23 protein-coding genes and 1 pseudogene are annotated in these 26638 nt (G+C 68.7%); 5 read left to right on the top strand and 19 right to left on the bottom strand.

Translation table 11 applies throughout. The annotated features are described in order from the left end of the window. Nucleotides 1-56 precede the first annotated feature (56 nt). Complete coding sequence (wecB, locus tag ACH5AC_RS10065; protein ID WP_398861250.1) at nt 57-1364, top strand: non-hydrolyzing UDP-N-acetylglucosamine 2-epimerase; 1308 nt, start codon at nt 57-59, stop codon at nt 1362-1364. Here wecB and wecC read toward each other — a convergent pair. From wecC to ACH5AC_RS10030, 7 genes and pseudogenes are all read right to left on the bottom strand, one after another. Then, nucleotides 1269-2444: pseudogene (gene wecC, locus ACH5AC_RS10060) on the bottom strand (UDP-N-acetyl-D-mannosamine dehydrogenase); the annotation flags it as partial. The gene wecB and the pseudogene wecC sit on opposite strands and share 96 nt — an antisense overlap. 217 nt (nt 2445-2661) lie before the next feature. Next, complete coding sequence (locus tag ACH5AC_RS10055; protein WP_398861249.1) at nt 2662-3312, bottom strand: class I SAM-dependent methyltransferase; 651 nt, start codon at nt 3310-3312, stop codon at nt 2662-2664. A gap of 133 nt (nt 3313-3445) precedes the next feature. After that, nucleotides 3446-4774, bottom strand: coding sequence for a hypothetical protein (locus ACH5AC_RS10050; protein WP_398861248.1), 1329 nt, complete (start codon nt 4772-4774; stop codon nt 3446-3448). A 28-nt stretch (nt 4775-4802) separates the two neighbouring features. After that, a complete protein-coding gene (locus ACH5AC_RS10045; protein ID WP_398861247.1) occupies nt 4803-6191 on the bottom strand; it encodes an O-antigen ligase family protein in 1389 nt (462 codons plus the stop codon). Nucleotides 6192-6272: 81 nt separating this feature from the next. After that, a complete protein-coding gene (locus tag ACH5AC_RS10040) occupies nt 6273-7193 on the bottom strand; it encodes a phosphotransferase (protein WP_398861630.1) in 921 nt (306 codons plus the stop codon). A 2-nt stretch (nt 7194-7195) separates the two neighbouring features. Continuing rightward, a complete protein-coding gene (locus tag ACH5AC_RS10035) occupies nt 7196-7954 on the bottom strand; it encodes a methyltransferase domain-containing protein (protein ID WP_398861246.1) in 759 nt (252 codons plus the stop codon). Between the two features lie 112 nt (nt 7955-8066). Beyond that, entirely contained in the window at nt 8067-8954 is an 888-nt protein-coding gene (locus ACH5AC_RS10030) for a class I SAM-dependent methyltransferase (protein ID WP_398861245.1), read from the bottom strand. 362 nt (nt 8955-9316) lie between these two features. On the opposite strand from ACH5AC_RS10030, the gene ACH5AC_RS10025 reads away from it, so the two are divergent. Together ACH5AC_RS10025 and ACH5AC_RS10020 are read left to right on the top strand one after the other, a co-directional pair. Continuing rightward, entirely contained in the window at nt 9317-10276 is a 960-nt protein-coding gene (locus tag ACH5AC_RS10025) for a glycosyltransferase family 4 protein (protein WP_398861244.1), read from the top strand. 23 nt (nt 10277-10299) lie between these two features. Further along, nucleotides 10300-11115, top strand: coding sequence for a WecB/TagA/CpsF family glycosyltransferase (locus ACH5AC_RS10020; RefSeq protein WP_398861243.1), 816 nt, complete (start codon nt 10300-10302; stop codon nt 11113-11115). Between the two features lie 62 nt (nt 11116-11177). Here the strand turns inward: ACH5AC_RS10020 and ACH5AC_RS10015 are convergent, their stop codons facing one another. From ACH5AC_RS10015 to ACH5AC_RS09980, 8 genes are all read right to left on the bottom strand, one after another. Then, a complete protein-coding gene (locus ACH5AC_RS10015; protein ID WP_398861242.1) occupies nt 11178-12464 on the bottom strand; it encodes a S8 family peptidase in 1287 nt (428 codons plus the stop codon). Nucleotides 12465-12762: 298 nt separating this feature from the next. Further along, entirely contained in the window at nt 12763-13212 is a 450-nt protein-coding gene (locus ACH5AC_RS10010) for an LPXTG cell wall anchor domain-containing protein (protein ID WP_398861241.1), read from the bottom strand. Nucleotides 13213-13616: 404 nt separating this feature from the next. Further along, nucleotides 13617-14390: a hypothetical protein gene (locus ACH5AC_RS10005; RefSeq protein ID WP_398861240.1), complete on the bottom strand. Its 774-nt coding sequence runs from the start codon at nt 14388-14390 to the stop codon at nt 13617-13619. After that, on the bottom strand, nt 14383-14508 hold the full coding sequence (locus ACH5AC_RS10000) for a hypothetical protein (protein ID WP_398861239.1): 126 nt from the start codon (nt 14506-14508) through the stop codon (nt 14383-14385). The genes ACH5AC_RS10005 and ACH5AC_RS10000 overlap by 8 nt, the downstream gene beginning before the upstream one ends. 388 nt (nt 14509-14896) lie before the next feature. Then, a complete protein-coding gene (locus ACH5AC_RS09995) occupies nt 14897-15505 on the bottom strand; it encodes a low molecular weight phosphatase family protein (protein ID WP_398861238.1) in 609 nt (202 codons plus the stop codon). Between the two features lie 185 nt (nt 15506-15690). Then, on the bottom strand, nt 15691-16188 hold the full coding sequence (locus ACH5AC_RS09990) for a DUF5949 family protein (RefSeq protein ID WP_398861237.1): 498 nt from the start codon (nt 16186-16188) through the stop codon (nt 15691-15693). A gap of 246 nt (nt 16189-16434) precedes the next feature. Next, a complete protein-coding gene (locus tag ACH5AC_RS09985; protein WP_398861236.1) occupies nt 16435-17370 on the bottom strand; it encodes a chaplin in 936 nt (311 codons plus the stop codon). 93 nt (nt 17371-17463) lie between these two features. Then, nucleotides 17464-17691: a chaplin gene (locus tag ACH5AC_RS09980; protein ID WP_398861235.1), complete on the bottom strand. Its 228-nt coding sequence runs from the start codon at nt 17689-17691 to the stop codon at nt 17464-17466. A gap of 559 nt (nt 17692-18250) precedes the next feature. Here ACH5AC_RS09980 and ACH5AC_RS09975 point away from each other — a divergent pair. Beyond that, nucleotides 18251-18661 carry a rodlin gene (locus tag ACH5AC_RS09975; protein WP_398861234.1) on the top strand — a complete coding sequence of 137 codons (411 nt, stop codon included), beginning with the start codon at nt 18251-18253 and terminating at the stop codon, nt 18659-18661. Between the two features lie 124 nt (nt 18662-18785). After that, nucleotides 18786-19193 carry a rodlin gene (locus ACH5AC_RS09970; RefSeq protein ID WP_398861233.1) on the top strand — a complete coding sequence of 136 codons (408 nt, stop codon included), beginning with the start codon at nt 18786-18788 and terminating at the stop codon, nt 19191-19193. 90 nt (nt 19194-19283) lie between these two features. On the opposite strand, the gene ACH5AC_RS09965 is transcribed toward ACH5AC_RS09970, so the two are convergent. The 4 genes from ACH5AC_RS09965 to ACH5AC_RS09950 all read right to left on the bottom strand — a co-directional run bounded on the left by ACH5AC_RS09965 (nt 19284) and on the right by ACH5AC_RS09950 (nt 26407). Next, a complete protein-coding gene (locus ACH5AC_RS09965; protein WP_398861231.1) occupies nt 19284-21206 on the bottom strand; it encodes an AMP-dependent synthetase/ligase in 1923 nt (640 codons plus the stop codon). Between the two features lie 60 nt (nt 21207-21266). Beyond that, nucleotides 21267-22778 (bottom strand): von Willebrand factor type A domain-containing protein, encoded by a 1512-nt coding sequence (locus ACH5AC_RS09960; protein WP_398861230.1) that lies wholly within the window; start codon nt 22776-22778, stop codon nt 21267-21269. 147 nt (nt 22779-22925) lie between these two features. Beyond that, the gene (locus tag ACH5AC_RS09955; protein ID WP_398861229.1) at nt 22926-23780 is read right to left on the bottom strand and encodes an ABC transporter permease; all 855 of its coding nucleotides are present in this window, start codon (nt 23778-23780) and stop codon (nt 22926-22928) included. Beyond that, on the bottom strand, nt 23777-26407 hold the full coding sequence (locus ACH5AC_RS09950) for an alpha/beta fold hydrolase (RefSeq protein ID WP_398861228.1): 2631 nt from the start codon (nt 26405-26407) through the stop codon (nt 23777-23779). The genes ACH5AC_RS09955 and ACH5AC_RS09950 overlap by 4 nt, the downstream gene beginning before the upstream one ends. Between the last annotated feature and the right edge of the window lie 231 nt (nt 26408-26638).

Raw genomic sequence — 26638 nt, 5'->3', positions numbered from 1 at the left:
ACAGAAAACCGCTTGGCTGATAACGGTCATGGCGGTGCGTCCTGAAGGAGAATCGGGTGAAGCAACGACTGATGGTCGTTTACGGGACAAGGCCGGAAGCCATCAAAATGGCCCCTGTCATCGAAGCGCTCCAGCGGTCCCCGCATTTCGATCCGGTGGTGACGGTAACCGCCCAGCACCGTGGTCTGCTCGACCAGGTGCACGCTCTCTTCAAAATTGTCCCACGGCACGACTTGGACATTCTGAGCGAGCGCCAGACGCTGTCCGACATCACCGTGCGCGCCCTCAACGGCCTTTGTCCTCTGCTGAGCCGTGAGCGTCCGGACGCGGTACTGGTGCAGGGCGACACGACGACCGCGTTCGCCGGAGCGCTCGCCGCCTTCTACCACCGCATCCCCGTCGTCCACCTGGAGGCGGGACTGCGGACCGACGACAGATACGCGCCCTTTCCCGAGGAGATCAACCGCCGGCTCGCGACCCAGCTGGCGAGCCTCCACCTGGCGCCCACCGGCCACGCGCGGGACAACCTGATCCGGGACGGCGTCGCCCCGTCCGCGGTCGTGGTGACCGGCAACACGGTCATCGACGCCCTGCGCTGGGCGGTCGACCAGAAGACTCCCTACGAGGATCCGGCGCTGGCCGACCTCGACGACTCGATGTACCGGGTCCTGCTGGTGACCGCCCACCGCCGGGAGTCATGGGGAAGCGGCATGCGGTCCATCGTCGAGGCGGTGGCCGACCTGGCCCGCGCCGAGCCCGACCTGATCACCGTGTTCCCGATGCATCCCAACCCGATCGTGCGGTCGGCGATCCTCCCGCACCTGGGCGGCATCGACAGCGTGCGCCTCACGGATCCCCTCCCGTACGGCGTCTTCGCCCGGCTGATGGACCGTTCCCACCTCATCCTCACCGACAGCGGCGGCATCCAGGAGGAGGGGCCCGGCCTGGGAAAGCCGGTTCTGGTCATGCGGGACACCACAGAGCGGCCGGAGGCCGTCCAGGCAGGCACGAGCCGCCTGGTCGGAACCGACCGCGAGAACATCGTGAAGCAGGTGCGCCGGCTCCTGCACGACCGGGATGCCTACGCCTCGATGGCGAGGGCGGTCAACCCGTACGGCGACGGACGGGCCGCCGACCGAGCCGTACGGGCGATCGGGCACTGGATGGGGCTGTGCGGACGCCCGGCCGAGTTCGGCTCGGGGTCAGTGCCAGAGCCCCCGCGTGTCGAACACGGCCTTGCCGCGCAGGGCGGTCCGTTTGACGGCGCGGAAGGCGTCGTGGTCGACGAGCAGCACGACGATGTCCGCGTCGCGCACGGCGGTCGTGACGTCGACGAGTTCGGCCGTGCCCGGGCCGGCGAGTGAGGCCGGCAGTTCGGTGATGTGCGGCTCGGCGACCAGCAGGCGGCCCACCCGGCGCTCGGCCAGCCGGGTCGTGATGTGCAGAGCGGGGCTCTCCCGCAGATCGTCGATGTTCGCCTTGAAGGCCAGTCCGAGGCAGGCGATCCGCGGGTCCTTGAACCGGGCCGCCGTCCGGACGACCTCTTCGATGACGTAGTCGGGCCTGCCGTCGTTGACTTCGCGGGCCAGCCGGATGAGGCGCGCCTGCTGCGGTGCCGTGCCCACGATGAACCAGGGGTCCACGGCGATGCAGTGACCGCCGACGCCCGGTCCCGGGCGCAGGATGTCGACGCGGGGGTGACGGTTGGCCAGGGCGATGACGTCGCCGGCGTCGATGCCGAGGTGGTCGCAGACCACGGACAGCTCGTTCGCGAAGGCGATGTTGACGTCCCGGAAGGCGTTTTCGCTGAGCTTGGCCATCTCCGCCGTCGTGGCGTCGGTGAGCAGGCACTCCCCCTTGGCGAACACCTCGTAGAGCGAGCGCGCCCGGTCGGCGCAGCCTTCGCCCACCCCTCCGACGACACGGTCGTTCGTCACGATCTCGATCATCGTGCGGCCCGGCAGGACGCGTTCGGGGCAGTGCGCGACCCGTACGTCGGGCACATCCCCGGCCTCGTGCGGGAAGGACAGATCGGGCCGTTCCTTGGCCAGCCACCGCGACAGCTCCACGGTCGTGCCGGGCGGCGAGGTCGACTCGAGGATGACGAGGTCACCCGCCTTGAGCACCTTCGCCACCGAGACCGCGGCACTGCGCACGTACGACAGGTCCGCCGTACGGTCCTCCTGGAGCGGGGTGGGTACGGCGATGATGAAGGCGTCGGCGGCCTCGGGCGCACCCGTGGCCCGCAGCCGCCCCATGGCCACGGCCCCGCTGACGGCCACCGCCAGATCGGGTTCGACGAAGGGCGCGCGGCCGGCGTTGATGAGCTCGACGGTGGCGGGGTTGACGTCGACACCGATGACGTCGATCCCGTTCGTGGCGAGGGCGGCGGCGGTGGGCAGGCCGATGTAGCCGAGGCCGACGACGCAGACGGTGGAGAACACGAGGAGGATTCCTTTCCGGACGTGCTGAGGTGGAGCCGACTGGCGGCGGTCCAGGACGACGGGCAGCCCGTCGGGACTCGCCGCGCATCAGGTCGGGCAAGGGTGTCCGGTGAGAAGCGACCCCGTTCGTCCATGGCGCTGCTCGCTCTCCAGCGGGAGACCGCGTGAACTGGGGTTCGCAGCCCCGGGAGTCTGGTACGTACCGCGGCCCAGCCCTTCAGCCCGCCGCTGTGCAGACGAGGACCTGTCCTTCGGCGAAGGCCGGCCGCAGGCGGGTCGCAACGTGGGAGATGGCGTCGTAGACGCGGGCCCTGGCGTTCCTGCCCGAGTGGACGTGATAGAAGAACCATCGGTTCGGGCGCAGCCCGCAGTCCGAGGCGAGGCGGGCCAGCGAGGCCGGCGTGAAGACGTAAACGTGGTCCGGATGGATGATCTCCAGGCCGGCCAGCGTGTTGACCATGCTCTTCGCGGCCAGACCATTGGGGGTCGAGAGGATCAGCTCGACTCCGTCGCCCGCTTCCCGCATGAGGTCCACGAGGCCACGCAGGAACGAGGCGGCGTCCCGTACGTGTTCGATGACGTCACCGGCCATGATGACCTCGGGCCTGAACTTGACCAGGTCACCTCTGTCCCGCGGATCCGCGACGTCGACCACCGAGTATTCACCGCCCAGGTGGTCACGCAGGAGCTCGACGCCGACGCGGTCGATGTCCACTCCGTGAACAGCGGACGCCTCGCGCAGGAGTTTGGCGTGCAGAAGCAATCCGGAGTTCAGTTTCTCGGCGGTCAAGGGGGAGTCGGCGCAGCCGACATGCAGGACCCGGCGTCCGGCACAGAGACTCAGCAGCAGTGTGTCGCGGTCTCTCATCACGGGCGCATTGACCAGTTGTTGCGAATAGAATCCCGATTTCGCCATGACACCTCTCCCTTTCGCCTGACCACTTCGCCCTGGAGAGTAGCGACGATTTCTCCTGCGGTCGGGAGCTGACACACCAGTGAAGTCAATTCTCCGCCCGGATTTTCCTGCCGCTTCCCCAGGGAGCCCCCTCTCTTTGCGCCGTCGAGGCACTGGAGGAGGTTTTATTAGTACGTGTAAACGCGACCCATGCGGTGAAGACGGCATAGCTCGTCGAGCAGGCGAGCGCCACAGCCATGACCCCTGAGGCGCCGACGAGAAATACGGCAGCGAATTCGATGGCGGCAGCGGCCAGAGCGATCAGGGCAAGGTTCATGCGCCGCTCGGGATCGCGCAGTTCGATCCCCTGAACCATCCGGCCGACGGCGAAGATCCCGGATGCCGGCACCAGGAGCAGGACGGCCGGCTGAGCCGCCTCGTACTCCGCACCGTAGAGAAACGGAAGTCCGAAGTAGGCAAGCGGGGTGACGGCAGCGACGCAGACGGCAAGCAGCAGGAGGAGTCTTCTCAACGGCACCGGCCGGTCGGGGCGCCCGCGAGAGAGCAACGGGTACAAGGCCGCGGGGAGATAACCGATGACCTCTGAAACATTCATGGCGACGGCGTAGAGTCCCAGAGTCCTGTCCGCCCCGAGCGCGGAAAGTGCCATCTGGTCGGAACGCTGCACCACGTACGTGCTTCCGCTGAGCACATGGAGATGCACGTTGCCGCGCCGCCAGACCAGGGCCATGGTGCGGTGTCGTGCCTTCCTGCCCTTCCACCAGCCGGTCGAACCCGTGATCGGTGACTCCACGGCCGATCGGGCCCGGACGAAGAGGAACGAGTTCAATGCCCCCTGTACGACGAAGGACAGCGTGGCCACCTGCAATGCCGAGGTGAGGCCCAACGAGAGGCACAGGAGACAACCGGGGATCGTTCCGCAGTTCGCGACGGTGCGCGCCAGGATCAGTCGGCGCAGTCCGCCGCTGTTCACCAGAATTCCCGCAGTCATTCTGGCCACCAGCCCTGAGTAGACCGCCGCGGTGGCGCAGAGGGGTACGAGCCACAGCGGCTGCAGCCAAGGAACTGCCGGACTCGCCGCTGCGGCGACGATGCCGACCGCGGCCGAGGACACGAGCGTCCAGTGCAGGTAGCCGGCGAGGAAGGACGCACCACCGTCCTCCGTGTCCGTGATCCCCCGCAGAACACCCACCTCACCGCCCATCTGCAGGCATGCGAGAGCGAGCATCGTGAACACGACGACCGTCGCATAGTGTCCGCGCTCGCTCGGTGAGAGGAACCGCGCCACCAGGAGTGATCCCACGAGGCCCGTGAAAGCCCCGCCCAACACGCCCAGCAGGGCCAGTGACGGTTCGCCGCGCAAGAGACCCGGGATCCGTGTTCGGAAAAACGCCCGTCCGAATGTCTGTTTCATCACTCGTCTCATGCCGTGGCAGGCGATGTCAGACCCACGTGCGCGCCACGGGTGAGGCAGGGAGAGGCCGCCGCGCTGCGGCCAGGGTCTTCCCCTGCCCGCCGTCCCGCCGGACCATTGGCCCCGACGCGTCCCTCCGCACTGTCTCCTCGCCCCGGGGAACTCCCACCCGCGCGTACGCACAGGCGATGACGAGCCACGAGGGAAGTCCCATGAAGGTGGTCTCCAGTGCCACGTTGGTGAACGCCGTGACACACACTCCGACAGTCGCTCCGAACCAGGAGGCGGCGGCCAGATGATGTCGTTCCCGCCAGGTGCGGCGCAGGGCGACAGCGGTGATCAGAATCATCGCGGCTCCAGCCGGCCAGCCGAGGTAATAGATGTATCCCACGAACGAGTTGTGCGGGCCTGACTTGGACTTGTCCAGTTGACTGCCCTGGAACACGACATCCAGCGGGCGTCCTGCCCCCGCCCCGAGGAACGGCTCCTCACTGACCGCGTCAAGCGCTTCGCGCCACATGGCGAACCGGATTTCCACATTGTTCGCCGACTCACTGTCAGGGTCGTTCGTGCTCGCCTCCACCCGGGACACCAGACCGCCCACCACCGGCGCTCCGGAGAGATGTTGGTTCGTCATGGCAAGTCCCAGGACACCCACGGCCGCGACGACGACGAGGACCCACGAAATGACCGGCTTACGCGGCAGGCTTCCCCGACTCGACCGGCTCGCGATCGTCGTCGCCACCAGTGCGGCGACGACGGCCAGGAGCGCACCCCGCTTACTGCCGAACGCGGTGAGCACGGCCGCCCCGACAAGTGTCCAGACGAGGGGCCTGCTGTCGCCGAGACGGTGCGACTGAACAGCGAAAGCACCGGTGATCGCCAGATAGAGCCCCGAGGCGCCGGGCGTCAGGGGAATGTCGAACACGTGAGCCAGAATGACTCCGGCGGCGGGCACGTACAGGACCCAGCGCCACCGTGTGAGTTCCTTTTCCGGCCGGGTCAGCAACCAGGTTGCCGCGAACCACCCCCACAGGGGGTACAGACCCAGGATTGCCCCTTTGAGCGGATCGGGGTGAGCCGCGGTGAGCCCGCGGTAGACAGCCGACACGGTCACGACCGCCAACAGGAGGGCGACTGCCCGAAATCCGCGCAGACGCGTTTCCGAGAAGGCACGGCGGCCCCAGACACCGATCGTCGCGAGCAACGCCAGCACGGCACAGAAGTCCGGGACGAAGACAGGATGGACGCCCACCATCGCGTAGTTCCGGCCGAGCAGGAAGAGTGGAACAAGGCAGGCGCCCCACAACATCCACACCACAACTCGCACACGACTCGCCAGCACAAGAAAAAGTGCCATACAGACCGCGCCGAAGAGTGTCAAGAGCAACAACTCGACGTCACCGGGCTTGATCACATCGCCTCCTTCCGGCCGCCTTCGGATTCTGGCACCGCGCACGCAGCGTTCCGGACTGACGTGCCGCGCAGACGTGCTGGATCAGGGTTGCCACAGGGCGTCCACGCCGACCGCGGCTGCGACGCTCTCCCGAAACCGGCGTACACGTCTGACGTGCACCGGCGGTGAGGTGGCGAAGTACGTATGCAATGCCTCCGGCACCCGCGACCGCGGGACGCCCAGACGGCCGGCGAGTTCTCCGACCATTCCCCGGGGATGCGTCAGTTCCCTGACGACTGTGGAGACGTCGGTCCAGCGCATGATCGCGCCCGCCTGCACGAGATAATGGACCAGATCCCGCAGGGGTTGGTCCGCGAACGTGGCCGTCTCCCAGTCGATGACACCGATCCCCCCGGGCGTCCGGAGTACGTTCCACGGTGCCAGATCACCGTGTACCAGAGGGCGGACACCTGTGCCTGCCGCTCCGAGGACCTCGGTGATGCCCAGCAACTCGCTCCGGGACAGCGGACCCGCGCGGCGTGCCTGCATCCACGCCCGAGTCACTACCACGCAGTGCTCACCCTGTGAGTCCGCGTACACCAGCTCTGGGACCTTGAACGGCAGCCTCATCCCGGAGACCTTCGTGAGGAACTCCCCTTCGTTGCGGAGCTGATGGTCGTCGGTGTTTCCGATCTTCAGCACGTAACTCGGTTTTCCGGCGGTGGAGAGAGCGATGACGCATCTTCCGGGCATGGACGAGTTCACGAATGCGGCGCCGTCCGCGTCGCGCAGGAACCGATGCAGGAACGGCTCCACGTCAGCCAGCGGGTCGGCGACTCTCGGACCGACTCTCATGCGTACGGCGATCTGGTCGAGCAGTGCGGCACAGCGGCCGATGCGCCGTGACGGCCGGTCGATGATGCGCGCCGCCGCCGCGGCGTCCCGTCCGCCCGTGGTTCTCAGCCCGACACGTCGTCCCAGGGGACCGCCGCGGAACAGGCCGAGCCGCCACTCGGGCGTCATGCTCACCGGGGTTGTCCCACAGCCCTGGCCACGTACAACTGCTCGATCATCAGCCTCCCCGCAAGCGCTCTGAGACCGGGCGAGGCGGCGACGGCGTCGGCTCGTCGCAGAACCGATGCCGGCACGTTGCGGTGGACCACGGCGGGAAACATGGAAAAGCCACAGCGGCGCTCGATCCTGAAACCCGAAGCGTCCAGGAGACCGACGATGTCCCGGTGCCGCAGTTCGTTGGGGTGACTGGGGCGAGGCCGCGGCACCCGGACGGCGAGTGAACGCAGACTGGGACTGTGGCCATGGTTGTTGAAGACCAGGAGGGCGCCCGGCTCCATGTGCTGTCTGATCTTGCGCAGGATCGGAAGTCTCACTTGCTGGGGCGCGTTCACGAAGAAGCGGAACACGGTGACGGCTTCGTACGGGCCCGACAGCACATCCTCGGTCAGCACACACCCGGTTCTGAGAGTGGCCCTGGGACACGCGGCGGCAGCACGCCGCGCCATCTCCGCGGAGATGTCCACGCCCGTCAGCTCGTCCGCCACGCCGTCCACCGCTTGAAGGATGCGGCCGGTCCCACAGGCGAAGTCCAACACCCGCAGACGACCGCGCCGTTCGCGCTCCCGCCTCAGTGCATCGACGACAACGGGACGCTCCAAGGCCCAGACGTAGTCGTCATAAGTTCCTTTGTCATACAGCCGAGTGTATGTCTCCACGCTCTCGTCGTCGACGAACCGTGTCCCATAGTCGCTCCAGCCTGAACGCATCATGCCAGGGGCCCCATCTCTTGTGGATTGCAGCGTGAAGTCGTTGTCTCGATGCGGACCGGCCTCATTTTCTTGGATCACCCATGTGGCCCGCGGTGACGTCTCGGCCGTTCATCTATTCTCCCCGCGTGGTCCGATCACAGCGGGGAGCCAGATGAGCCCACAGGTGCCAGCCCAGCGCCCTCGCACCCGGAAGTCCATGGACCGGTAGGGGCGGAGCGTGCATGAACCACTTTTCCATGCGCCTCACGGAAAAGTTCGGGAAATCATCACGTACGCGCCACCGGTCGTAAACACGTGAGTACGGGTTGTTCGGGCCGTCGGTGTTGTGGTGCAGGAACGTGGAGGGACGCAGGTACGGAAGAAGGCCGTAGCGTCGGGCGTTTTGCAGATGTGCGCCCAGTAGCCCGTCGGGCTGTGGCACGATCCCTGAACGGACAAGCGGGTAGGCCGCCAGCAGTGCCGCACGGCGGAGCAGGCGGATCGAGAGCAGGTAGTTCAGGGACCAACGAGCGTAGAGCATGACGACCAGTTCTCCGTCCGGCTTCAGAACACGATGGATCTCCCGCTGCGCCCGGTGGATGTCGGGCACATGGTGCAACACACCGTGGCTGAAGACGACGTCGAAGGAACGGTCGGGAAACGGGAGATCCAGGACGCTGGCCTGACGCAGGTCGTCGAACGGCAGTCCGCGCACGGCGAGCCGGGTTCCGGTGCGGTGGACCGCGGTCTCGGTGAGGTCAACCCCTGTCCACCTGGCGCCCCTGCGGATCAACAGCTCCGCCTCCGAACCCTGGCCGAGTCCGATTTCCAGCACACGTCGGCCGTCGACGTCGAGCTTGGCGAGGCATGCGGGAATGTGCTTCTCAAGCCGGTATTTGGCGGCGTCGTACCGGGAGAAGAACTCCTCGTAGTCCTGCCGCTGGTCCCCGCCCGGTCTCCCGAAGATGTTGTCGCCGCACGGATGGGCCGTCCAGAAGCTCTGAATATCTGGCTCCAGCACGAAGATTCTCCCGATGAGGTTGGCGCAACCGACGGACCCGATCTGCGGACTGTGTATCACGCTGACGCACAGTCATTCGGTCGACTGCACGGCGAGTCGCCCATCTGCAGCCCGATATACCTTCGAAAGGATGCTCCAGTGATGTGGTACTGGACTCCTCGCCTTCCAAGTGGTGCTGTGTCCTCCTTGTGTTTCACCTCTGCGAAACCGAGGCGACAGAAGGTCGGAGAATGCTTTCAAATGACTCGAGACGCCCTCGGCCATCCGTCCTCGCCCTGAGGCACAGCCGGGGGCTCGGCGGAATGGGAAGAGCTGCCGATTTCTTCACACCGCTGTTGGAGGACCACTGTCGCCTCTCAGCGGTGGTCTCGCTGTCGGCGGATCGCGCCGGTTCGGAGCGCTTCGAGGCATCCTGGTCCGCCAAGGCCGGTGCTGCGGCACGGGCTCTCGGGCAGTACGTGTACTGGTTGGCCAGGCGCCCACCGGATGCCGTATACCTGCCGATCTCGCAGTGGGGCCTGCCGCTCCTGCGTGATCTCCTCGTCGTCCTGCTCGCCAGGGCGTTCCGCTGCGTCCCCGTGGTACATCTGCACGGCGCTCAGCTGCCGGCCCGTCTGTCCTCCAGTCGCACGCTGCGGACCGCACTGGCCGGAGCCCGGTGGATGGTGCTGAGCGACGAAGTCGCGGCGGAACTACGAGCCAGTGGCTGCCGTACGGAGTCGGTCACCGTGATCCGGAATCCGGCACCACCGGCCATCGCCTCGCGCAGGTGCGGTTCCCCCGGCACCTTGCGAGTCGGCTGGCTCGGCACGATGTGCCGGGCCAAGGGGTTCGACGTACTGTGCGACGCGGTGCAGCGGCTGAAGAGCCAAGGCGTCGGCATCGATTTCCGGGTCGCCGGCATGCGCCTCGACGTGCCGGCCTCCGCCATGGCATGCGTCGACGAGGACCTCGGTGTCCTGGAGCCGGCCGAAGTCACCGGTTTCTGGGCGCAGGTCGATGTCTTCGCCCTCCCGTCCCGCTGGGTCGAAGGGCTCCCCTTCGTTCTGCTGGAGGGACTTCAGGCGGGCTGCGTCGTGGCGGCGACACCGTCTCCCGGCTGCGCCGAACTCTTCGCCCAGGGGTGTGCGGAGCCGATCGAGGCCACCGTGGACTCGGTGGCTGACTTCCTTTTCCTTACGGCGCGCGAAGGCGATCGGGAAGAGATCCGAAGCCGTCAGCGGAAGGCATGGGAGGAGTTGCGGTCTCTGTACGAACCGAAGTGCGTGGAGCAGTCGTTCGTGCGGTTCTGGCAGAACACGGACTTCCGACGGAAACCGTGAGGGAACGGAGGCAGAGCATGCGTATGACCGGACTTCCGGACGAGGAGGAGTCCGAGGAGGAGTCAACCGGGCCTGCGAGGGTGGGCCGGCCGGTGACGGTGTGCGGACTGCCCGTTCATCCGCTCACGTTCGACGAGTCGCTCGCCGCGGCGGAAGCGTTGATCGCGGACGGCGGTCCCCACCAGCATGTCGTGCTGAACGCGGCGAAGATCGTCCAGGCACACGACGATCCGGAGCTGGCACGGATCATCCGCACCTGCTCACTCGTCAACGCCGACGGCCAGGCCGTCGTATGGGCCGGTCGTCTGCTCGGCAGGCCGCTGCCCGAGCGGGTCGCCGGCATCGACTTCATGCTGGCACTCTGGCGCAGCGCAGCGCGCCGCGGATACCGCGTCTACTTGCTCGGCGCGGAACCCTCGGTGGTCGAGAGGACGGCACGCGTCGCCGCCGACCAAGGCGTCAAGGTCGTCGGGTACCGGGACGGTTACTGGGACGAGGCGCAGGAACAGCAGGTGATCGCGGCCATCCGGGAGGTCCGGCCGGACATCCTGTTCCTGGCCGTACCGAGTCCGCGCAAGGAGTATTTCCTCGCACGTCACCAGAAGGATCTGGGCTGCGCCCTCCTGGTCGGTGTCGGCGGGGCGTTCGACGTGGTGGCGGGCCTTCGCAGCCGGGCGCCCAAGTGGATGCGCCGGGCCGGACTGGAGTGGTTCCACCGCCTGCTCCAGGAGCCCCGCCGCATGTTCCGGCGCTACGCCGTGGGCAATACGCGGTTCGTCATGCTCACCGCCCGTTACTGGGCCCGGTCGTGGAACCGGAGCGGCTCGAAGGCCCAGTGACGGCAGGGCACCGCGGTGCGGACCGCGGTGCCCTGCCGAGGAGCCTGGTGGATGATGGCGGGTCAGAACGGGGACACGTTGAGGAGGCGCTCCTTGACGGCGTCTCCGTCCTGCGACGGCCACGACCAGTTGAGACTGCCCGCTGCCCGCAGAGCCGCCTTGACGGTTGCGGGCGACGCCGTCGGGTGGGTGGCCCGGTACAGTGCCGCGCCGCCCGCCACGTGCGGAGCGGCCATGGAGGTGCCGGACATGGTGGCGTAACCACCGTTGAGGTAGGTGGAGCGGATGCAGGTGCCAGGAGCGATCAGGTCGATGTCCGCGCCGTAATTGGAGAAGTCGGCGAACGTGTCGTCCTGGTCGGCGCGGCACGTCGGCCCACTCAGACCACCGGGCTTCCCGTCGAAGTCCGCCAGGGCACTGACGGTGATCACTTCGTCGTAGGCGGCCGGCACGGTGCTCCGGGCATCGGCGTGGGAGTTGCCGGCGGCCACGGCATAGGTGACGCCTCGGGCGACCGACGCGCAGATGGCCTGGTGCATGGCGTCCTGGTTGGTCCTGCCGCAGTTGCCGTCGTCGGTGCCGGCACCGCCCAGGCTCATGTTGGCGACGTCGATCCGGTCGGCGTTCCGGGTGACGTAGTCGATGCCGCACACGACACTCGAGGTGCTTCCGGTGCCCCACGGGCTGAGCACCTGCACCGGCCACAGCCGCGCGCCAGGTGCCACTCCGACGACCCCGGTGTTGTTGTCCAAGGCGCCGATGGTGCCCGCCACATGAGTGCCGTGGCCATGCCAGTCGGACGTCGGCAGGCCGGGCATCCAGCAGTTCGTCCCCCCGGCCCGGTACACGTTGAGGTCGGGGTGGCTCGGGTCGATCCCGGTGTCGAGGACGGCGACGTCCGCGTTGACCCGGGTGTCCCTGCCGTCGATGGCGGCGGTCGGGCTGCGGTCGGCGTCGACTCGGTCCACGCCGGTCGGGACCGACTGAGCCGTGGCACGGACCACTCGGTCCTGCTGCACCAACTGAACCGCGGGATCCTGTGCAAGCGTGGCCGCGGTGCGTGGACTCATCGTCGCCGCATATCCCTGGAGGGCATAGTGATAGACGTGGTGGACCACGGCGCCCTGGGCGGAGGCCCGCTCAACCGCCGCTCTCGTCACATCTTCGTCCGCGCCCTCCCTGGTGGCGGTCTCCTTGAGGATCACGATGTAGCGGCCGGGAATTCCGTCGGCCTGGGCATGCACTGTGGCTACGGACGAGGACTCGGCCGAGGGCGACGCGGCGGCAGTGCCTGGCACACCGGCCGCGAGCGCGAGCGCGAGGAGGGTCACGCCAATGGTTCTGGGCATCCCATACCTTTCTCGGAGACTTTTGGGGCACCGAACTGATTCAGGCTTCTTGCGTCGGACACCCGTTTTCCTGGGTCATCTAGAGCTAGCAGGTCTTCAGCGGTGAGCAGCGACCCCGCATTCGGCGATGCGGAATTCTTCGACGGTCTGTCAGCCATGTGGCCCCGTGGTCGGCTTGGCGAGCCCCTCTGGCACAGACAGCGGCCGACAGCAGGTACCCGACACCATGCCGTGAGGTCATGCGCCGGGAATTCCCCTGTTGTCGGCCGCCGGAACTGCTCCATGCCTCGCAGTTACGTCAGTCGCGCTTCAGTCGCCGGACGGCCATCATCGTCCCGCCGCCGAGCAGGACCAGGCCGGCCGCGGCGCCCAGGAGGACGGACGAGTTGTCGTCCTTACCGGTGTGGGCGAGGTGAGGCTTGTGCGAGCGTACGGTGATCTCGGCCGAGAGGACGAGATTCGATTCCTCTCCCTCGAGACGGAACGTGTGCTTGCCCGGGCGGGTCCACTTGGGGATCGTGACGGTCCCCTCGACCGTGCCGTTCGTGTCGGCGGTGAAGTGGCCCAACTTGATCTTCTTGGAGAGGAGGAATGCGTCCACCCCCTCTTCTGGGTTGAATCCGGTTCCGGTGAAGCCGAGGTCGTCTCCCGCGTCGACGACCTCGGCGCTGAGGGTCAGAGTCGGGGTTGGGGGTGGATAGGGCTGGGAGTGGGCGGGCTGGGCCCCTACGATTGGTACTGCGGCCAAGACAGCAGAGGCTGCCGTGGCCGCGAAGGCAGTACGCCATTTCGATGACGCCGTCATCGCTCTCACGCTCCTCAGTTGGAATCAGGCCGACGGCATGGTGCGACCCGCGAGTACGGTATGTGCATGGATGACGCCAAATAGCGCTGGCCAACCGTGGTCAGGAGATAAGACACCATATGGCGGACGAGAATCACCGGGCCGGCGTCATGGTGAATCCCCCACGACGCGGGCGCGGAATCAGCGCGGATTCGCTTGCTTTCCCTTGCTTGCCCTGTGGCGACTGGCTGTTGTGGCGACGGTCCTCCTCATGACGCGACGGCCACGAGACGCACGCCGGACCGGACCGCGGTCTGCTGATCGCCGCACCAGCAGTTCGACGGTCCGGTCGTGGTCCTTGGGGACGGCTACGGCGAGGATGGGCTGTCGCGGTGTCGAGGCATGGCCTTGTGGGGCGGCCGGGTCAGCGTGATCTGGCGTACCAGTTGATGGAAACAGGTCAGTGCCGCGATCGCCGGGAGTGCCGCAGCCGCGGCGGCGGGAAAGGTTCTCGGCGCCTCGACGACGCACAGCGCCACGGCCACGGCGGAGAAGAACAGCACGGAACACCATGCGTGCGCGGCACGCCGCCGATGGAGAGCGGCTCGCAGGATCGACAGGGACGCGACCATCCAGGGCCCGTAGATCAGCAGCGGCCACCAGCGGTCCACACTGGAGCGGGAGAGGTTGCCGGTCGCCACGTCGCACAAGGGGTCGTACGCGACGATCCCGCTGAACACGCTGACCATGGCCACGACGATGCTGGCCACGGCGGCGACGAGGAAGCTGGAGGTCCGCATCGAGGACGCCAGCTTTCCGGGCCTACGGACCCGGCGGTGCCGCGAGGGACCCGGGGGCATGGTCACCGCCCCGGCGGCAGGGGCCATCTCGGTCACCGAGAAGAGAGGGCCGTCGCCCAGGTACGGCCCGACCCAGCGTTCCTTGGCGCTTTCGGAACGCAGCAGATGAGCCAGCTCCTCGGCGGGGTCCCAGTGCTCTGGAACGTGCAGGTCTCCCGTGCCCAGTGACTCGCCGCCGGCGGCCACAGGGGAGCCGTAACGGGTCGAGTTCACCCACGTGTCGTACAGGTTCTCGCCCATGTGGCCGGTGGGCGAGACCCGGGGAGACAGTCCGTCATGCATGGATGCCTGCCCACCGTTCCTGCGTCCCGTGCGCGGCGGAGAGTTCGGCGGCGTCCGACAGACGGACGAATTCGCTCTGGATCCGGCTCATTGCTGCCAGGAAGTCCTTGAGTGGCACCGCGGAGTACCTCAGCTCTACGCGTTCGCCACCGCGCTGGAGAACAGCGAACGCGCCTGGAGCCAAGGATTCCGGAGCCGGCATGAACGTCCACTCGCCCATCTGCGCTGCGAGGGTCCTCATACCGTCTGCATAAACGTCCGCAGGTGCCGTGCGGAGCTGCATGGTCGACATACACCACCCAACGAATTCAGTTGTGACCCAGATGCGGGGCATCCGTGTAAAGCATGGGTGTTCGAGGCGGAGCGGCGCACTGAAGTGGTGAAATTCTATTCATCGGGCGGAATTCAAAGTTGTTGTGTGACCATGCGGCAGTGCGTTGAGAGGCCACCCCGCTCCGTAGATGCGTTAATAGCTGATGTAACGGTCCGTTTTTGCACCGCTCGCACTATCCGATGAGAACCGCCGCGGCGATCCGTTCCACTGCCTCCTCGATCCGCGCCAGGCACTCCCGCACCTGTTGCGGAGGCGCACCCAGAGGGTCCTCGACGTCGTCATCCGCGCGCACCCCCGCGGCACCACGCCGAGCGGCCGCGCCCTGAACGAGAGCCGCGAAGCGTGCCGCAGGGTCGACCACGCCTGCGGCATCCTCTGTTCGCATCAGCCGGACGAACTCACCGAGGGTGAAGGCGCGGGACAACGCCCGTACGGGCGAAAGCCGCACAGCTGCTTCACGATGCTCGGTCGCGGCCCCCAGCACCAGATCGGATCCGTCGACCAGTTCCTTGGTCAGTCGGTGGGAGCCCGTGCCGGAGGGAGGCGCGCCGCGTCCGAGAAGGAAGGATTCGATCGTGGCCGCCATCGGCTTGCCGGGGAGTGCGCGGGTGCCCGCGCTGCTCAGCCGGATCACCCGCCGGGCTTCACGGAGCCGGTGCCTGAGCAGGCACTCGGCGAGCGGGGAGCGGTAGAGATTGCCGGTGCACACGACGAGTACACGAAACCCGGGCACCGGCGCGCCGGAAGGCGAGAGAGAATCGCATCCGAAATCGTATGACATGGCGTCAGTATTCATGCCACATTCACATTGCCCGGAATGACCCGGGCAGCCACGACATCACATCGCCGTTTCGAGTGGCAAGTCACCCTGTCAATTCGCCCAAAAGTCCTACGAATGCGTGAGGATGAGCGGATCTTCGAGGCTGGACAATGCCTGGTCGCTGTCGCCGACTTCCGTTTCTGCGATCAACTGCGCAGGCTGCGGGCCGCGATGACGACGTGCGCCGCGGACTTCAGTGTCTCCTCGGCGCCGGCGAAGGCGGCCAGCGTCTGCGGATCCACCGGCTTGCCGGGCCGGCCCTCGGGCCAGGGGCGCGTGGTGAACACCAAGTGGGCGCTCCCGCGTTCAGCGACGGCCGCGAACCACTCAGGCGGCGGCGTGCACTGGGCACTGAGGTTCGGCATGCTGACGACGGCCTGGCCGGCCTCGACGAGCAGACTGATCGGCAGGCTCGGCCTGGCGGTGTCTGCGACGAACTCGTCGCCGATACGCAGTCCGCTGCCGAGCAGCAGTTGCTCGATGGCGGCGGCCGAGGCGTCCGGGCCGCCTCGGCCGTCGCCCAGGGAGTAGGCGAGCAGATAGGGCATGTCGCCGTCCGGTGTTTCACCGCTCCAGGCGATCATGACGAGCGTGCCCAGGTCAGCGGGGTGCGGAGGACGCGGTTGGCGTGTGGCTGAGGTCACCGTGGAACCTTATCGACGCTCCGGAACGCGCCCGGTCCCGCTCTCACCCGAGCAGGCGATTCCTTGGAAGTGTCCACCTGAACGGGGGACCTGGGCAGAGCGGCAGGGCGGTCATCACCACAGCGCCCTGTCACGCGCACCGGCCGCCCTCCCCAGGCGGGAGGGCGGCCGGTGGAAGAGACCGCGCTGGAATCAGTCGCTGACGCAGGTGTTTGCCGAATTCCGGAGCGGTGCCGGACCGACGCCCTAGCGACGCCGCGTGGCCGGGCGCCGTCGGTACAGGATGGCGGTTCCACCGACGATCAGCGCGGCACTGGCGACCGCGGCCGCGGCCATGTTCGCACTGCCGGTCTCGGCCAGGGTGTGCCGGCTCCAGGCGCTCACGGGCTCAGCGGCGGTGCTGTACGGATCCACCTCGTCCGTGTCCAGCTCGGTCGTCCGCACAGACTCACCGGACGGTGACGTGCCAGACGGCACCGAGGCAAATACGGGCTGCTCGGCGTCCTGCTCGTTTCGCGACACCGACGACGTGTCACCACCGTCACCGGGCACCACCGACGTCGTGTCACCACCGTCACCAGGCACCACCGACGTCGTGTCATCACCATCGCCGGGCACCACCGACGACGTGTCACCACCGTCACCAGGCACCGCCGACGACGTGTCATCACTGTCACCGGACGAGGCGGCCGAGTCTTCGTCGGGGGCGCCGGGCTGGCTCGGGATGTTGATCAGCGCCTCGTCCTCGGTGCCGTTGCCGGCACAGGAGTTGCCGACCGTGGGGTTGTGCGCACCCACCACGTCCGCGGAGTTCCCGCACACGTTCACCGGAACACTCACCGGCACCTGAAGGTTGTTGCCCGACGCGACACCGGGCGAGTCCGTCGAGCCGGCAGCCCCTGACTGGCTCGGGGTGCTGCTCTGCGCGACGGCACCCGAACCGCCATCGGCACAGGAGTTGCCGAACGCGGGGTTGAGGAGGCCCACCACGTTCGCGGAGTTCCCGCACACGTTCACCGGGACACTCACCGGCACCTGAAGGTTGTTGCCCGACAGGACACCGGGCGAGCCACTGGCGGCTCCGTCCGCTTCGGAGTCGGCGAGGGCGGCGCTGCCGCACAGGGACAGGAGGCTCGTCGCGGCGGCGGCCACGACCGTTCCCCTACTCAGGGTCTGTCGCACGTTCGTTGTCTTCCTGCTTTGGATGAGGTGGGAAAAGCCGGCCCCGGAACCGTTTTGAGGGCTTCCAGGGCCGGCTGTGACGCAGCCGGGACGTCAGTCGGTGACGCAGTTGTTGCCGAACGACGGGTTCAGCAGGCCGATGAGGTCGGCGGTGTTGCCGCAGAGGTTGACCGGGACATGGACCGGAACCTGGAGGACGTTGCCCGACAGCGTGCCCGGGGAATTCAAGGCGGAGCCGGCGGTGTCGGCGTCGGCGAAGGCCGGAGCAGCCGCCCCCAGGGCCATGACCGCCCCCGCGACGACAGCAGCGCTCTTCTTCATGAAACTTCCCTTCTCTCTGCGGTCATGTCCCTTTGTCGGCAGACAGCCGAGCGAGCACAGCACGGACAGCTCGCACCATGACCTACAGGCTGTAAACGAGGAATAGACGTCCGGAGCAACTGCGGAACGTGATTCCCGCGGAAATTCACTCGAATGCCTCGAGTGACAGAGGAATGAATCATGGAAAGGCTCGGGCAGCCCACGCGGGGAAGGGACGGGGCGGCCCGAGCAGTCTGGAATCCTCTGGCCACGGGGCTGCTGAATGCATACTTGACACCCTTTCCGCTCGCGGACACCGGGATCGCCACGGCTCACTCCGATTTTTCACCCGAAGAGCTCGTCACACGATCCTGTCGCGGCGGGCCGGCCGGTGTGACCAGTACGACGATTCCCCCGCAGAAAGCATTCACCGCCGGAAAGTTCTTGGCATCTCTCGGTATTCGTCCGTCGAAGGTGCCGCTCGGTGTAGGTCATCGGGGTGAACGGGAGCAACCATCCGCGGCAGCGGCCGTTGACCAGAGGGCTCCGGTGGACGGAGTTTTCCAGAAGGGACTTGCAAGTGATCAAGAAGGTAATGGCTGCCGCGGCAGTCGCTGTCTCCGTCGCCGGTGCCTCCGCCGCCGCTGCTCCGCAGGCACTGGCGATCACCGACGACGGTGGCACGACGTCCACCAGCGGCACCGGTGCCCTCCAGCAGTTCGGCAACTCGTCCACGAGCGGCAGCATGAGCCCTCAGATGGCACTCATCCAGGGTTCGCTGAACAAGCCGTGCGTCGGGCTGCCGGCCAAGGCGAACCTCGGCTCCGTCGTCGGTGTCGTTCCGGTCGCGGCCCAGGACATCCCGGTTCTGTCGGCCCCGCAGAACCAGCAGTGCGTCGAGAACTCCACCCAGGTCAAGGGCGACGAACCGCTCTCGCACATCCTGGACGACATCCCGGTCCTGTCCGGCAACGGCACGAACAACAGCTGAGCCCGGGCGCGCGCTCGGCCTCACGAGCGGTGCTTTCGGTGTGGCTCGCCGGGCCGGTCCACCCGGTTGATGATCAGGCGACTCCTCTCACGTATCACGTATTCCGCTTTCGAAAGGAACGACCATGAAGAAGCTGTGGGCAACCGCGGCCATCGCCGCTTCCGTCGTCGGCGCCTCTGCCGCGGCTGCCCCTCAGGCCCTGGCACTGACCGATGACGGCGGCACCACGTCCTCCAGTGGCGACTACGCCTCGCAGGACTTCGGGAACTCCAGCACGTCCGGTGAGATGAGCCCCCAGATGGCGCTCCTCCAGGGTTCGCTGAACAAGCCGTGCGTCGGGCTGCCGGCCAAGGCGAACCTCGGCTCCGTCGTCGGTGTCGTTCCGGTCGCCGCCGAGGACATCCCGGTTCTGTCGGCCCCGCAGAACCAGCAGTGCGTCGAGAACTCCACCCAGGTCAAGGGCGACGAGCCGCTCTCGCACATCCTGGACGACGTCCCGGTCCTGTCCGGCAACGGCACGAACAACGGCTGAGTCCCGGCTCCTCCACGGCGGGTCACCGGTTCTTCCGGTGACCCGCCGCTTGCGTGTGTGGCCCCTTGCTTCTGGCGCCACACCCCTGGGTCACTTCCGGTAGAGCTCCTCGATCCGCTCCCCGTACGCCGCCGTCACCGCGTGCCGTTTGAGCTTCAGTGACGGGGTCAGCAGGCCGTTCTCCTCGTTGAACTCCCCCTCGACCAGCGCGAAGGCGCGGATCGACTCGGCCCGGGAGACGGCCTGGTTGGCGTAGTCGACGGCGGCCTGCACCTCGGCGCGCAGGCGCGGGTCGTGGACCAGCTCGGACATCGGGGTGTCGGCGGGCAGTTCACGTACGGCGAGCCAGTGGGCGACCGCCTCGGGGTCGAGGGTGATCAGGGCGGCGACGAAGGGACGGTTGTCGCCGACGACCAGGCACTGGCCGACGAGGGGGCGGCTGCGCAGCCGGTCCTCCAGGACGGCCGGGGAGACGTTCTTGCCGCCGGAGGTGACGATGAGGTCCTTCTTGCGGCCGGTGATGGTGAGATAGCCGTCCTCGTCGAGGGCGCCGAGGTCGCCGGTCGCGAACCAGCCGTCGGTGAGGACCCCATCGGTGGCGGCCGGGTTGTTCCAGTAGGAGCCGAAGACGACTCCGCCCTTGAGCAGCACCTCTCCGTCGTCGGCGATGCGGACCGCGGTGCCGGGGACGGGGCGGCCGACGGTGCCGGGGCGGGGTTTCAGGGGCGGGACGAGGGTGGCGGCGGCCGTGGTCTCGGTGAGGCCGTAGCCTTCGTAGACGAGGATGCCGGCCGCGTAGAAGAACAGGTTGAGGGTGCGGTCGAGCGGGGAGCCGCCGCTGATGGCGTAGCGCAGCCGGCCGCCCAGTTCCTTGCGGATACGGCGGTAGACCAGCAGGTCGTACAGCGCCCAGGCGGCGTAGAGGCCAGGGCCGGGGCCCTTGCCGGTGCCGAGGTACTTGTTCAGGTACGCCTCGCCGAAGCGGACCGCGATGCGTTCGGCGCGGTCGAAGGAGGAGCCGCGGCCGATCTTCTCGGCGGTGGCGCGGCCGGCGTCGTGGATGCGCTCGAAGAGGTAGGGGACGCCGACGATGAAGGTGGGGCGGAACTCCTTGAGGGCGGGGCGGAGTTCGTCGGGTTTCACGCTGGGGAAGTGGCCGGTCTCGATGCGGCCCATCAGGCAGGAGATCTGCAGGGTGCGGCCCATGATGTGGGCGAGCGGCAGGAAGAGGAGGGTCGAGGCGGTCTGGTCGGTGACCTCCTTGAAGACGGGGTGGAGGAGTTCGAGGACGTTGGCGGACTCGGCGTGCAGGTTGGCGTGGGTGAGGACGCAGCCCTTGGGGCGGCCGGTGGTGCCGGAGGTGTAGCAGATGGTGGCGATCGTGTCTGGGGTGAGAGCGGCGCGGCGCTTGGTGACCTCCTCGTCCGGGATGTCGCTGCCGAGTGCGCTGAGTTCGGCGAGGGCGCCCGCGTCGAGCTCCCACAGTCGCGGGGGTTCGGGGTGCGCGGCCGTCCCTTCCCTGACCGTGGCGGTGTTCCCGGGGGTCTCGGTGATCGCGTGGCGGGCGCCGGAGTCGCGGACGATCCACTCGACCTGTTCGGCGGAGGAGGTGGCGTAGACGGGGACGGTCTGGCCGCCGGCCGACCAGATCGCGAAGTCCAGGACCGTCCACTCGTAGCGGGTACGGGACATCAGCGCGACCCGGCCGCCCGGTTCCAGGCCGGCGGCGATCAGGCCCTTGGCGGCGGCGGTGACATCGGCGGCGAACGCGGCGGCCGTCACCGGCCGCCAGGTGCCGTCGGGCGCGCGGCGGCGCAGCAGCACCTCGTCGGGCGTCTCGGCGGCGTGCGTGAAGGGCAGGTCGGCGATGCTGCCGGTGGTGATGCGGGGGGCCAGCGGGGCGGCGCGCACCTCACGCACCACCCCGTGCTCGTCCCGCACGATCTCGACCTCGGCTCGCGCCATGAGGTCGGTGCGCCTTCGTGCCCGATTCAGATCCCTGCGTACGCCCATGGCGGCTCCCGGTGGACTGGCAAGCGGTGCAGGCAACTTACTCACTGGTAAGGATCTGCGCTAGCCCCCGAGCGCGGCTGCCCGGTCGATCGTGGCGGCGAGTTCGCGTACGGCCTTGTCCTCGGTCCTGCGGGCCAGGGTGTCGGCGCGTTCGCGGAGTTCGGTCAGGGTCGGGGCGTCGGGCAGGGGAGGCCGCTCGTGGCCGCGGCGCAGGGCGTCGGCGAAGTAGGCGGCGGTGACGGCGATCTGGAAGCCGGTGGATGCCTCGGCCGGGCTGGAGTGCAGGGCGTCGGCCTCCAGTTGGGCCGACCTCTCGTGCGGGGTGCGGTCCTTGGGGTCCTGCCAGCGGACGGTGGCGGTGGCGAGGTGGCCCTTGGCGCCGGGCTTGGTGCGGACGGCGTACAGGGCGGTGACGGTGTGGCCGGGGCCGACCTCGCCGCCGTCGACGCGGTCGTCGCGGAAGTCGTCGTCGGCGATCTGCCGGTTGTCGTAGCCGATGAGGCGGTGCTCGGCGACCGTCTCCGGGTCGAAGGCGACCTGGGCCTTGGCGTCGCGGGCGGTGAGGTCGACATGGCGCGGGAGCTGCTCGCTGAACACCTCGGCGGCCTCGCTCTCACTGGACACGTAGGTGGTGTGGCCGTCGCCCTTGTCGGCGAGGCGTTCCATGAGGGCGTCGCCGTACTCGCTGCCGACGCCGACGCCGAAGAGGGTGATGCCGTGCTCGCGGCGGGCGGAGTCGATGTGTCCGAGGATGGCGTCGGCGCTGGTGTCGCCGTCGTTGGCGAGGGCGTCGGAGATCAGGACGACCCGGTTGGTGGCACCCTTGCGCAGGCCCTCGACGGCGGTGGCGTAGCCGGTGCGGACGCCCGCGCCGAGGTCGGTGGAGTAGGTGGGCTCCAGGCCGTCGACGACTGTGTGGATCCGGCCGCGGTTGCCGTCGAGGCGGGTCATCGGCAGGACGGTCTCGGCCCGGTCGCTGAAGGTGACGATGGCGACGGAGTCGTCGTCGCGCAGCCGGTCGGTCATGGTGTTCAGGGATTTCTGGGCGAGGTCCAGACGGCCGGGTTCGGCCATCGAGCCGGAGACGTCGAGGACGAAGGTGAGCGCGGCGGGCGGGCGTTCGCGCGGGTCGGCCGCGCGCGTGGCGAGGCCGACGCGGACCAGGGACCAGGTGCCGTCGCCGGTGCGGGCGCCGTCGACGGTGACCGAGAAGCCGTTGCCGTCGGGGCGTTCGTAGTCCTGGCGGAAGCTGTTGACGAACTCCTCGGGGCGGATGGTGGCGGGGTCGGGGAGCTGTCCGTCGGCGAGGGCGCGGCGGGCGTAGCCGTAGGAGGCGGTGTCGACGTCGAGGGCGAAGGTGGAGAGGTGGTCCTGTTTCTCGCCGTCGCGCTTTCCGTACGGTCCGGCGGTCGGCTCCGGCCGGTCCGGCGCCGGGAAGCCGCCCTTGTGGTCCGCGCGGTCGGCCGAGGCGCGGTCGGAGTCGCCCGCGCCGCAGGCCGTGAGCAGCAGTCCGGTGGCCGCGGTGAGCGCGATCAGCGCGGCGCGCGCTCGTCGTGTCCGTTGCGTGTCCATGTCCGGTGCCCCCTGTGCGCGTGGGTGTCGACTTCTGTGACTGTGACGCGGCAGGAGGCCGGAACGTGCGTGACGAAGCGTTGCGGATCCGTCTCGAAGAGGGCACGGAGACGGGCCGTCGAGACCGGTAGGTGATCTTCCGTTGACCTAGGAGACCACGTCCTTGCGGGCGAAACCCCGGAAGGCCAGGGCGAACAGCACCAGCGCGTACGTTACGGAGACGGCGGTGCCCTGGATCATGCCGGACCACTCGGGAGTGGGCTGGACGGCGTCCGCCCAGGCGAACTGCCAGTGCGCGGGCAGGAAGTCGCGCCAGTCGCCGAGGGCGGTGACGGCGTCCAGGACGTTGCCGACGATCGTCAGGCCGACCGCCCCGCCGACCGCGCCGAGCGGGGCGTCGGTCTTCGTCGACAGCCAGAACGCGAGTCCGGCGGTGACCAGTTGGGAGACGAAGATGAACGCCACGACCACGACCAGTCGCTGCGCGGCCGTGCCCGGGGAGAGCGAGCCGCCGGTGGGCAGCTCCAGCGGGCCCCAGCCGTAGGCGGCCGTGCCGACGGCGAGCGAGACGACCGGCAGCAGGATCATCGCGGCGAGGCTGAGCGTCAGTCCGATCGCGAGCTTCGACCACAGCAGCCGGGCGCGCGGCACGGGCGCCGCCAGCAGATAGCGCAGCGAGGACCAGCCGGCCTCGCTCGCGACCGTGTCTCCGCAGAACAGGGCGACCGGGATGACCAGCAGGAAGCCCGCGGAGACGAACAGGTTCACCGCGGCGAAGTTGGCGCCCGACGCGGTGGCCGTGTCCATCAGGGTGATCTGGTTGTTGCGGCTGCCCGGTTCGCCGCCGATCGCGAAGGCGATCAGCAGCACGAAGGGCAGCGCGGCCAGGATGCCGCCCATGACCAGCGTGCGGCGGCGCTTGAGCTGGCGGGCCAGTTCGACGCGCAGCGGCAGGGTGCGGCTCGCCCGGTAGCCGGAGGCGACCTCGGTGAGGGTGCTCATGCGGAGCCTCCGATCAGGGTGAGGAAGGCGTCTTCCAGGCGGCGGTGCGGGCCGACGGACGCCACGGGCACGTCGAGGCGGACCAGTTCGACGACGAGTCGCTGTGCCGAGCCGTCGGTGTCGAGGCGGACGAGGAGTCCGTCGTCGGTGCGGACGGCGGAGGCGATGCCGGGCAGCGCGGCCACCTTCTCCACGACCGGGTCCTCCACGGGCGTGGCGGTGCCGACCAGGAGCGTGTCGCCGGAGCCGACGATCTCGTGGACCGGGCCCGCCTGGACCAGCCGGCCCCGGTCCATGACCACGAGGTGGGTGCAGGACTGCTCGACCTCGGCCAGCAGATGGCTGGACACGATCACCGTGCGGCCCCCGGCCGCGTACCGGATCATCACCTCGCGCATCTCGCGGATCTGGGGCGGGTCGAGACCGTTGGTCGGCTCGTCGAGGATCAGCAGGTCCGGCAGGCCCAGCATGGCCTGGGCGATGGCCAGGCGCTGGCGCATGCCCTGCGAGTACGTGCGCACGGCGCGGGCCAGCGCGTCACCGAGGCCGGCGATCTCCAGCGCCTCGTCCAGGTGGGCGTCCTCGGGCGGGCGGCCGGTGGCCCGCCAGTACAGCTCCAGGTTCTCCCGGCCGGACAGATGCGGCAGGAAGCCCGCTCCCTCGACGAAGGAGCCCACCCGGGACAGCACCGGCGCGCCCGGGCGGATCGCGTGTCCGAAGACGCGGATCTCGCCGCCGTCGGGCCTGATCAGGCCCATCAGCATGCGCAGGGTCGTGGTCTTGCCGGCGCCGTTCGGCCCGAGCAGACCGAGGACCTGGCCCTTCTCGACGCGGAAGGAGAGGTCGCGGACGCTGTAGCGGTCGCCGTTCCTGTACTTCTTGCTGAGGTCGGTGATCTGGAGCGGCACGTCCGCCAGCTCCGGGTCCGGGGCCGCCGGCGCGGCGGTGCGGCGGCGGGCCGTCAGCAGCAGCGCCAGGGCGATGACCGCGCCGGTCAGGGGCAGCCACCAGACCCAGGACGGGAGCGGGGCGGCGGCGGTGGCCACGCCGGGGGCGGTGGGGACCGCCAGGTCACCCTTCAGGGACAGGGTGTACGTCGCCGGAGCCGCCGGGGAGGCGTAGCCGAGGTCGGTGGAGGCGACGACCAGGCGCAGCCGGTGCCCCTTGTCGACCTCGTGGTCGATCGCCGGGAGGGTGAGCGTGACGTCCTTGCCCTCCTCGGCGCCCTCGACGCGCACCGGGGCGACCAGTTGGGAGGGCAGCATCTGCTGGGCGCCGTCGGCGCCGACGTCGTAGAGCTTGGCGAAGAGGACGGCGTCATCGGACGTCGACCTCACGCGCACGGTGACCGTCGGGGAGCCGGTGATCCGCAGGTCGTCGGCGACGGGGGCGGAGTCGAAGGCGGCGAACTGGCCGGGGAAGTCGAGGGAGACGCCGACGCCGAGGGAGGACAGCTGGGCCAGGCCGCCGGTGCCGCCGAGGCCGGGCAGGGCGGAGACGGCGGGCGGACTGGCGCCGGGCGGGTTGGCGAAGGTCTGCTCGTCGCCGGTGAGCGCGATCGAGCGGTCGCCGCTGTCCAGGCCGGGGTAACTGTCCGCGCTCGCCCCGCGCAGCTGGGCGGCGCCGTCGGTGGAGTCGATGCCTCCGGTGCGGGTGACACGGAAGGCGGGGCCGGTGTCGGCGCCCTTGTCGCCCTTGAGGTAGCGGTCGAACCAGGCTGTCACGCGTGCCTGGACGCGGTCGGTCTCCGGGTCGCCGCCGTCATGGCCGCCCGCGATCCAGTCGACGTCGACGGGGGCGCCGTTCGCGCGGATCGCCCGCGCGGCCGCGTCGGACTGGGCGAGGGTGAACAGGGAGTCGGTCTGGCCCTGCACCAGCAGGGTGGGCACCTTGATGCGGTCGGCCACGGCGGACGGGGAGCGTTCCTCCAGCACCTCACGTGCCTGCGCGTCGGGCGTGCCGGACTCGGCGACCCGTTCGTACATCGCGCACAGTTCGGGCTCGAACTTGGCGCAGCCGCCGCCGCTGTTGAAGAAGATGCCGGTCCACAGCTTCTTGAACACGCCGCCTGGGAACAGGGCGTCGGCGAGGTTCCAGTAGGTGACGGCCGGGGCGATGGCGTCGACCCGTTCGTCGTGGCCGGCGGCGAGCAGGGCGATTGCGCCGCCGTAGGAGCCGCCGGCCACGCCCACGCGCGGGTCGCCCGCCTTGTCCAGCTGCACCTGCGGCTGCTCGGCGAGCCAGTCGATGAGCTGCGAGACGTCGGCGACCTCGCCCTTGGGGTCGTTGAGGCCGATCCTGCCGGTCGACTTGCCGAAGCCGCGCGCCGACCAGGTCAGCACCGCGTAGCCGTCGCGGGCCAGGTCCTCGGCCTGCTCGCGGACGTCGTCCTTGCTGCCGCCGAAGCCGTGCCCCAGCAGGACGGCGGGGCGGCGGCCGGAGTCGCCGGCGGTGAAGTACGAGGTGTCCAGCCGCACCCCGTCGACGGCCATGACCCGGTCGGTGCGATGGACCGGGGGCGCGTCGTCCGAGGCGACGGCCGTCCAGGTGCCGGCACCGGCGAGCACGGCCACGGCGGCCACGGCGGCGGCCAGCCGCGTCGGACGCCCGGGCAGTCGAAGATCCATGGCTCAACGGTACGGGCTTGAACTGTCGGCGAGATGTCGACCGGAGGCCGAACTCCGCACCTCCCGTAGGCGTACGGGATGCCGTCGGCGTACACCAGGCGCGGTACGGCGGCAGCCGTTGTAGTACAGCGGCAGGGAAAGCGGGCGGAAGAGTGCCCGCACCCGGCATCCAGCGGTGTCAGTGGCGGCGTCTACAGTCGTGGGCACAGACGGCACACAGAATTTCGGGTG

Source organism: Streptomyces sp. NPDC018693 (assembly GCF_044391385.1).
In the GTDB taxonomy this organism is placed as follows: domain Bacteria; phylum Actinomycetota; class Actinomycetes; order Streptomycetales; family Streptomycetaceae; genus Streptomyces.
The sequence above is the reverse complement of the archived record's forward strand: the minus strand, read 5'-3'. Positions and strand labels throughout refer to the sequence as shown.

Bases quoted from the DNA above. Each gene is read 5' to 3' on its own strand.
- ACH5AC_RS10015 (WP_398861242.1), bottom strand. From the start codon at position 12,464: ATGCCCAGAACCATTGGCGTGACCCTCCTCGCGCTCGCGCTCGCGGCC.
- ACH5AC_RS09955 (WP_398861229.1), bottom strand. From the start codon at position 23,780: ATGAGCACCCTCACCGAGGTCGCCTCCGGCTACCGGGCGAGCCGCACC.
- ACH5AC_RS10050 (WP_398861248.1), bottom strand. From the start codon at position 4,774: ATGAAACAGACATTCGGACGGGCGTTTTTCCGAACACGGATCCCGGGT.
- ACH5AC_RS09950 (WP_398861228.1), bottom strand. From the start codon at position 26,407: ATGGATCTTCGACTGCCCGGGCGTCCGACGCGGCTGGCCGCCGCCGTG.
- ACH5AC_RS10055 (WP_398861249.1), bottom strand. From the start codon at position 3,312: ATGAGAGACCGCGACACACTGCTGCTGAGTCTCTGTGCCGGACGCCGG.
- ACH5AC_RS10005 (WP_398861240.1), bottom strand. From the start codon at position 14,390: ATGCATGACGGACTGTCTCCCCGGGTCTCGCCCACCGGCCACATGGGC.
- ACH5AC_RS10035 (WP_398861246.1), bottom strand. From the start codon at position 7,954: ATGATGCGTTCAGGCTGGAGCGACTATGGGACACGGTTCGTCGACGAC.
- ACH5AC_RS10040 (WP_398861630.1), bottom strand. From the start codon at position 7,193: ATGACGCCCGAGTGGCGGCTCGGCCTGTTCCGCGGCGGTCCCCTGGGA.
- ACH5AC_RS09965 (WP_398861231.1), bottom strand. From the start codon at position 21,206: ATGGGCGTACGCAGGGATCTGAATCGGGCACGAAGGCGCACCGACCTC.
- ACH5AC_RS09980 (WP_398861235.1), bottom strand. From the start codon at position 17,691: ATGAAGAAGAGCGCTGCTGTCGTCGCGGGGGCGGTCATGGCCCTGGGG.
- ACH5AC_RS09995 (WP_398861238.1), bottom strand. From the start codon at position 15,505: ATGTCATACGATTTCGGATGCGATTCTCTCTCGCCTTCCGGCGCGCCG.
- ACH5AC_RS09960 (WP_398861230.1), bottom strand. From the start codon at position 22,778: ATGGACACGCAACGGACACGACGAGCGCGCGCCGCGCTGATCGCGCTC.
- ACH5AC_RS09970 (WP_398861233.1), top strand. From the start codon at position 18,786: ATGAAGAAGCTGTGGGCAACCGCGGCCATCGCCGCTTCCGTCGTCGGC.
- ACH5AC_RS10020 (WP_398861243.1), top strand. From the start codon at position 10,300: ATGACCGGACTTCCGGACGAGGAGGAGTCCGAGGAGGAGTCAACCGGG.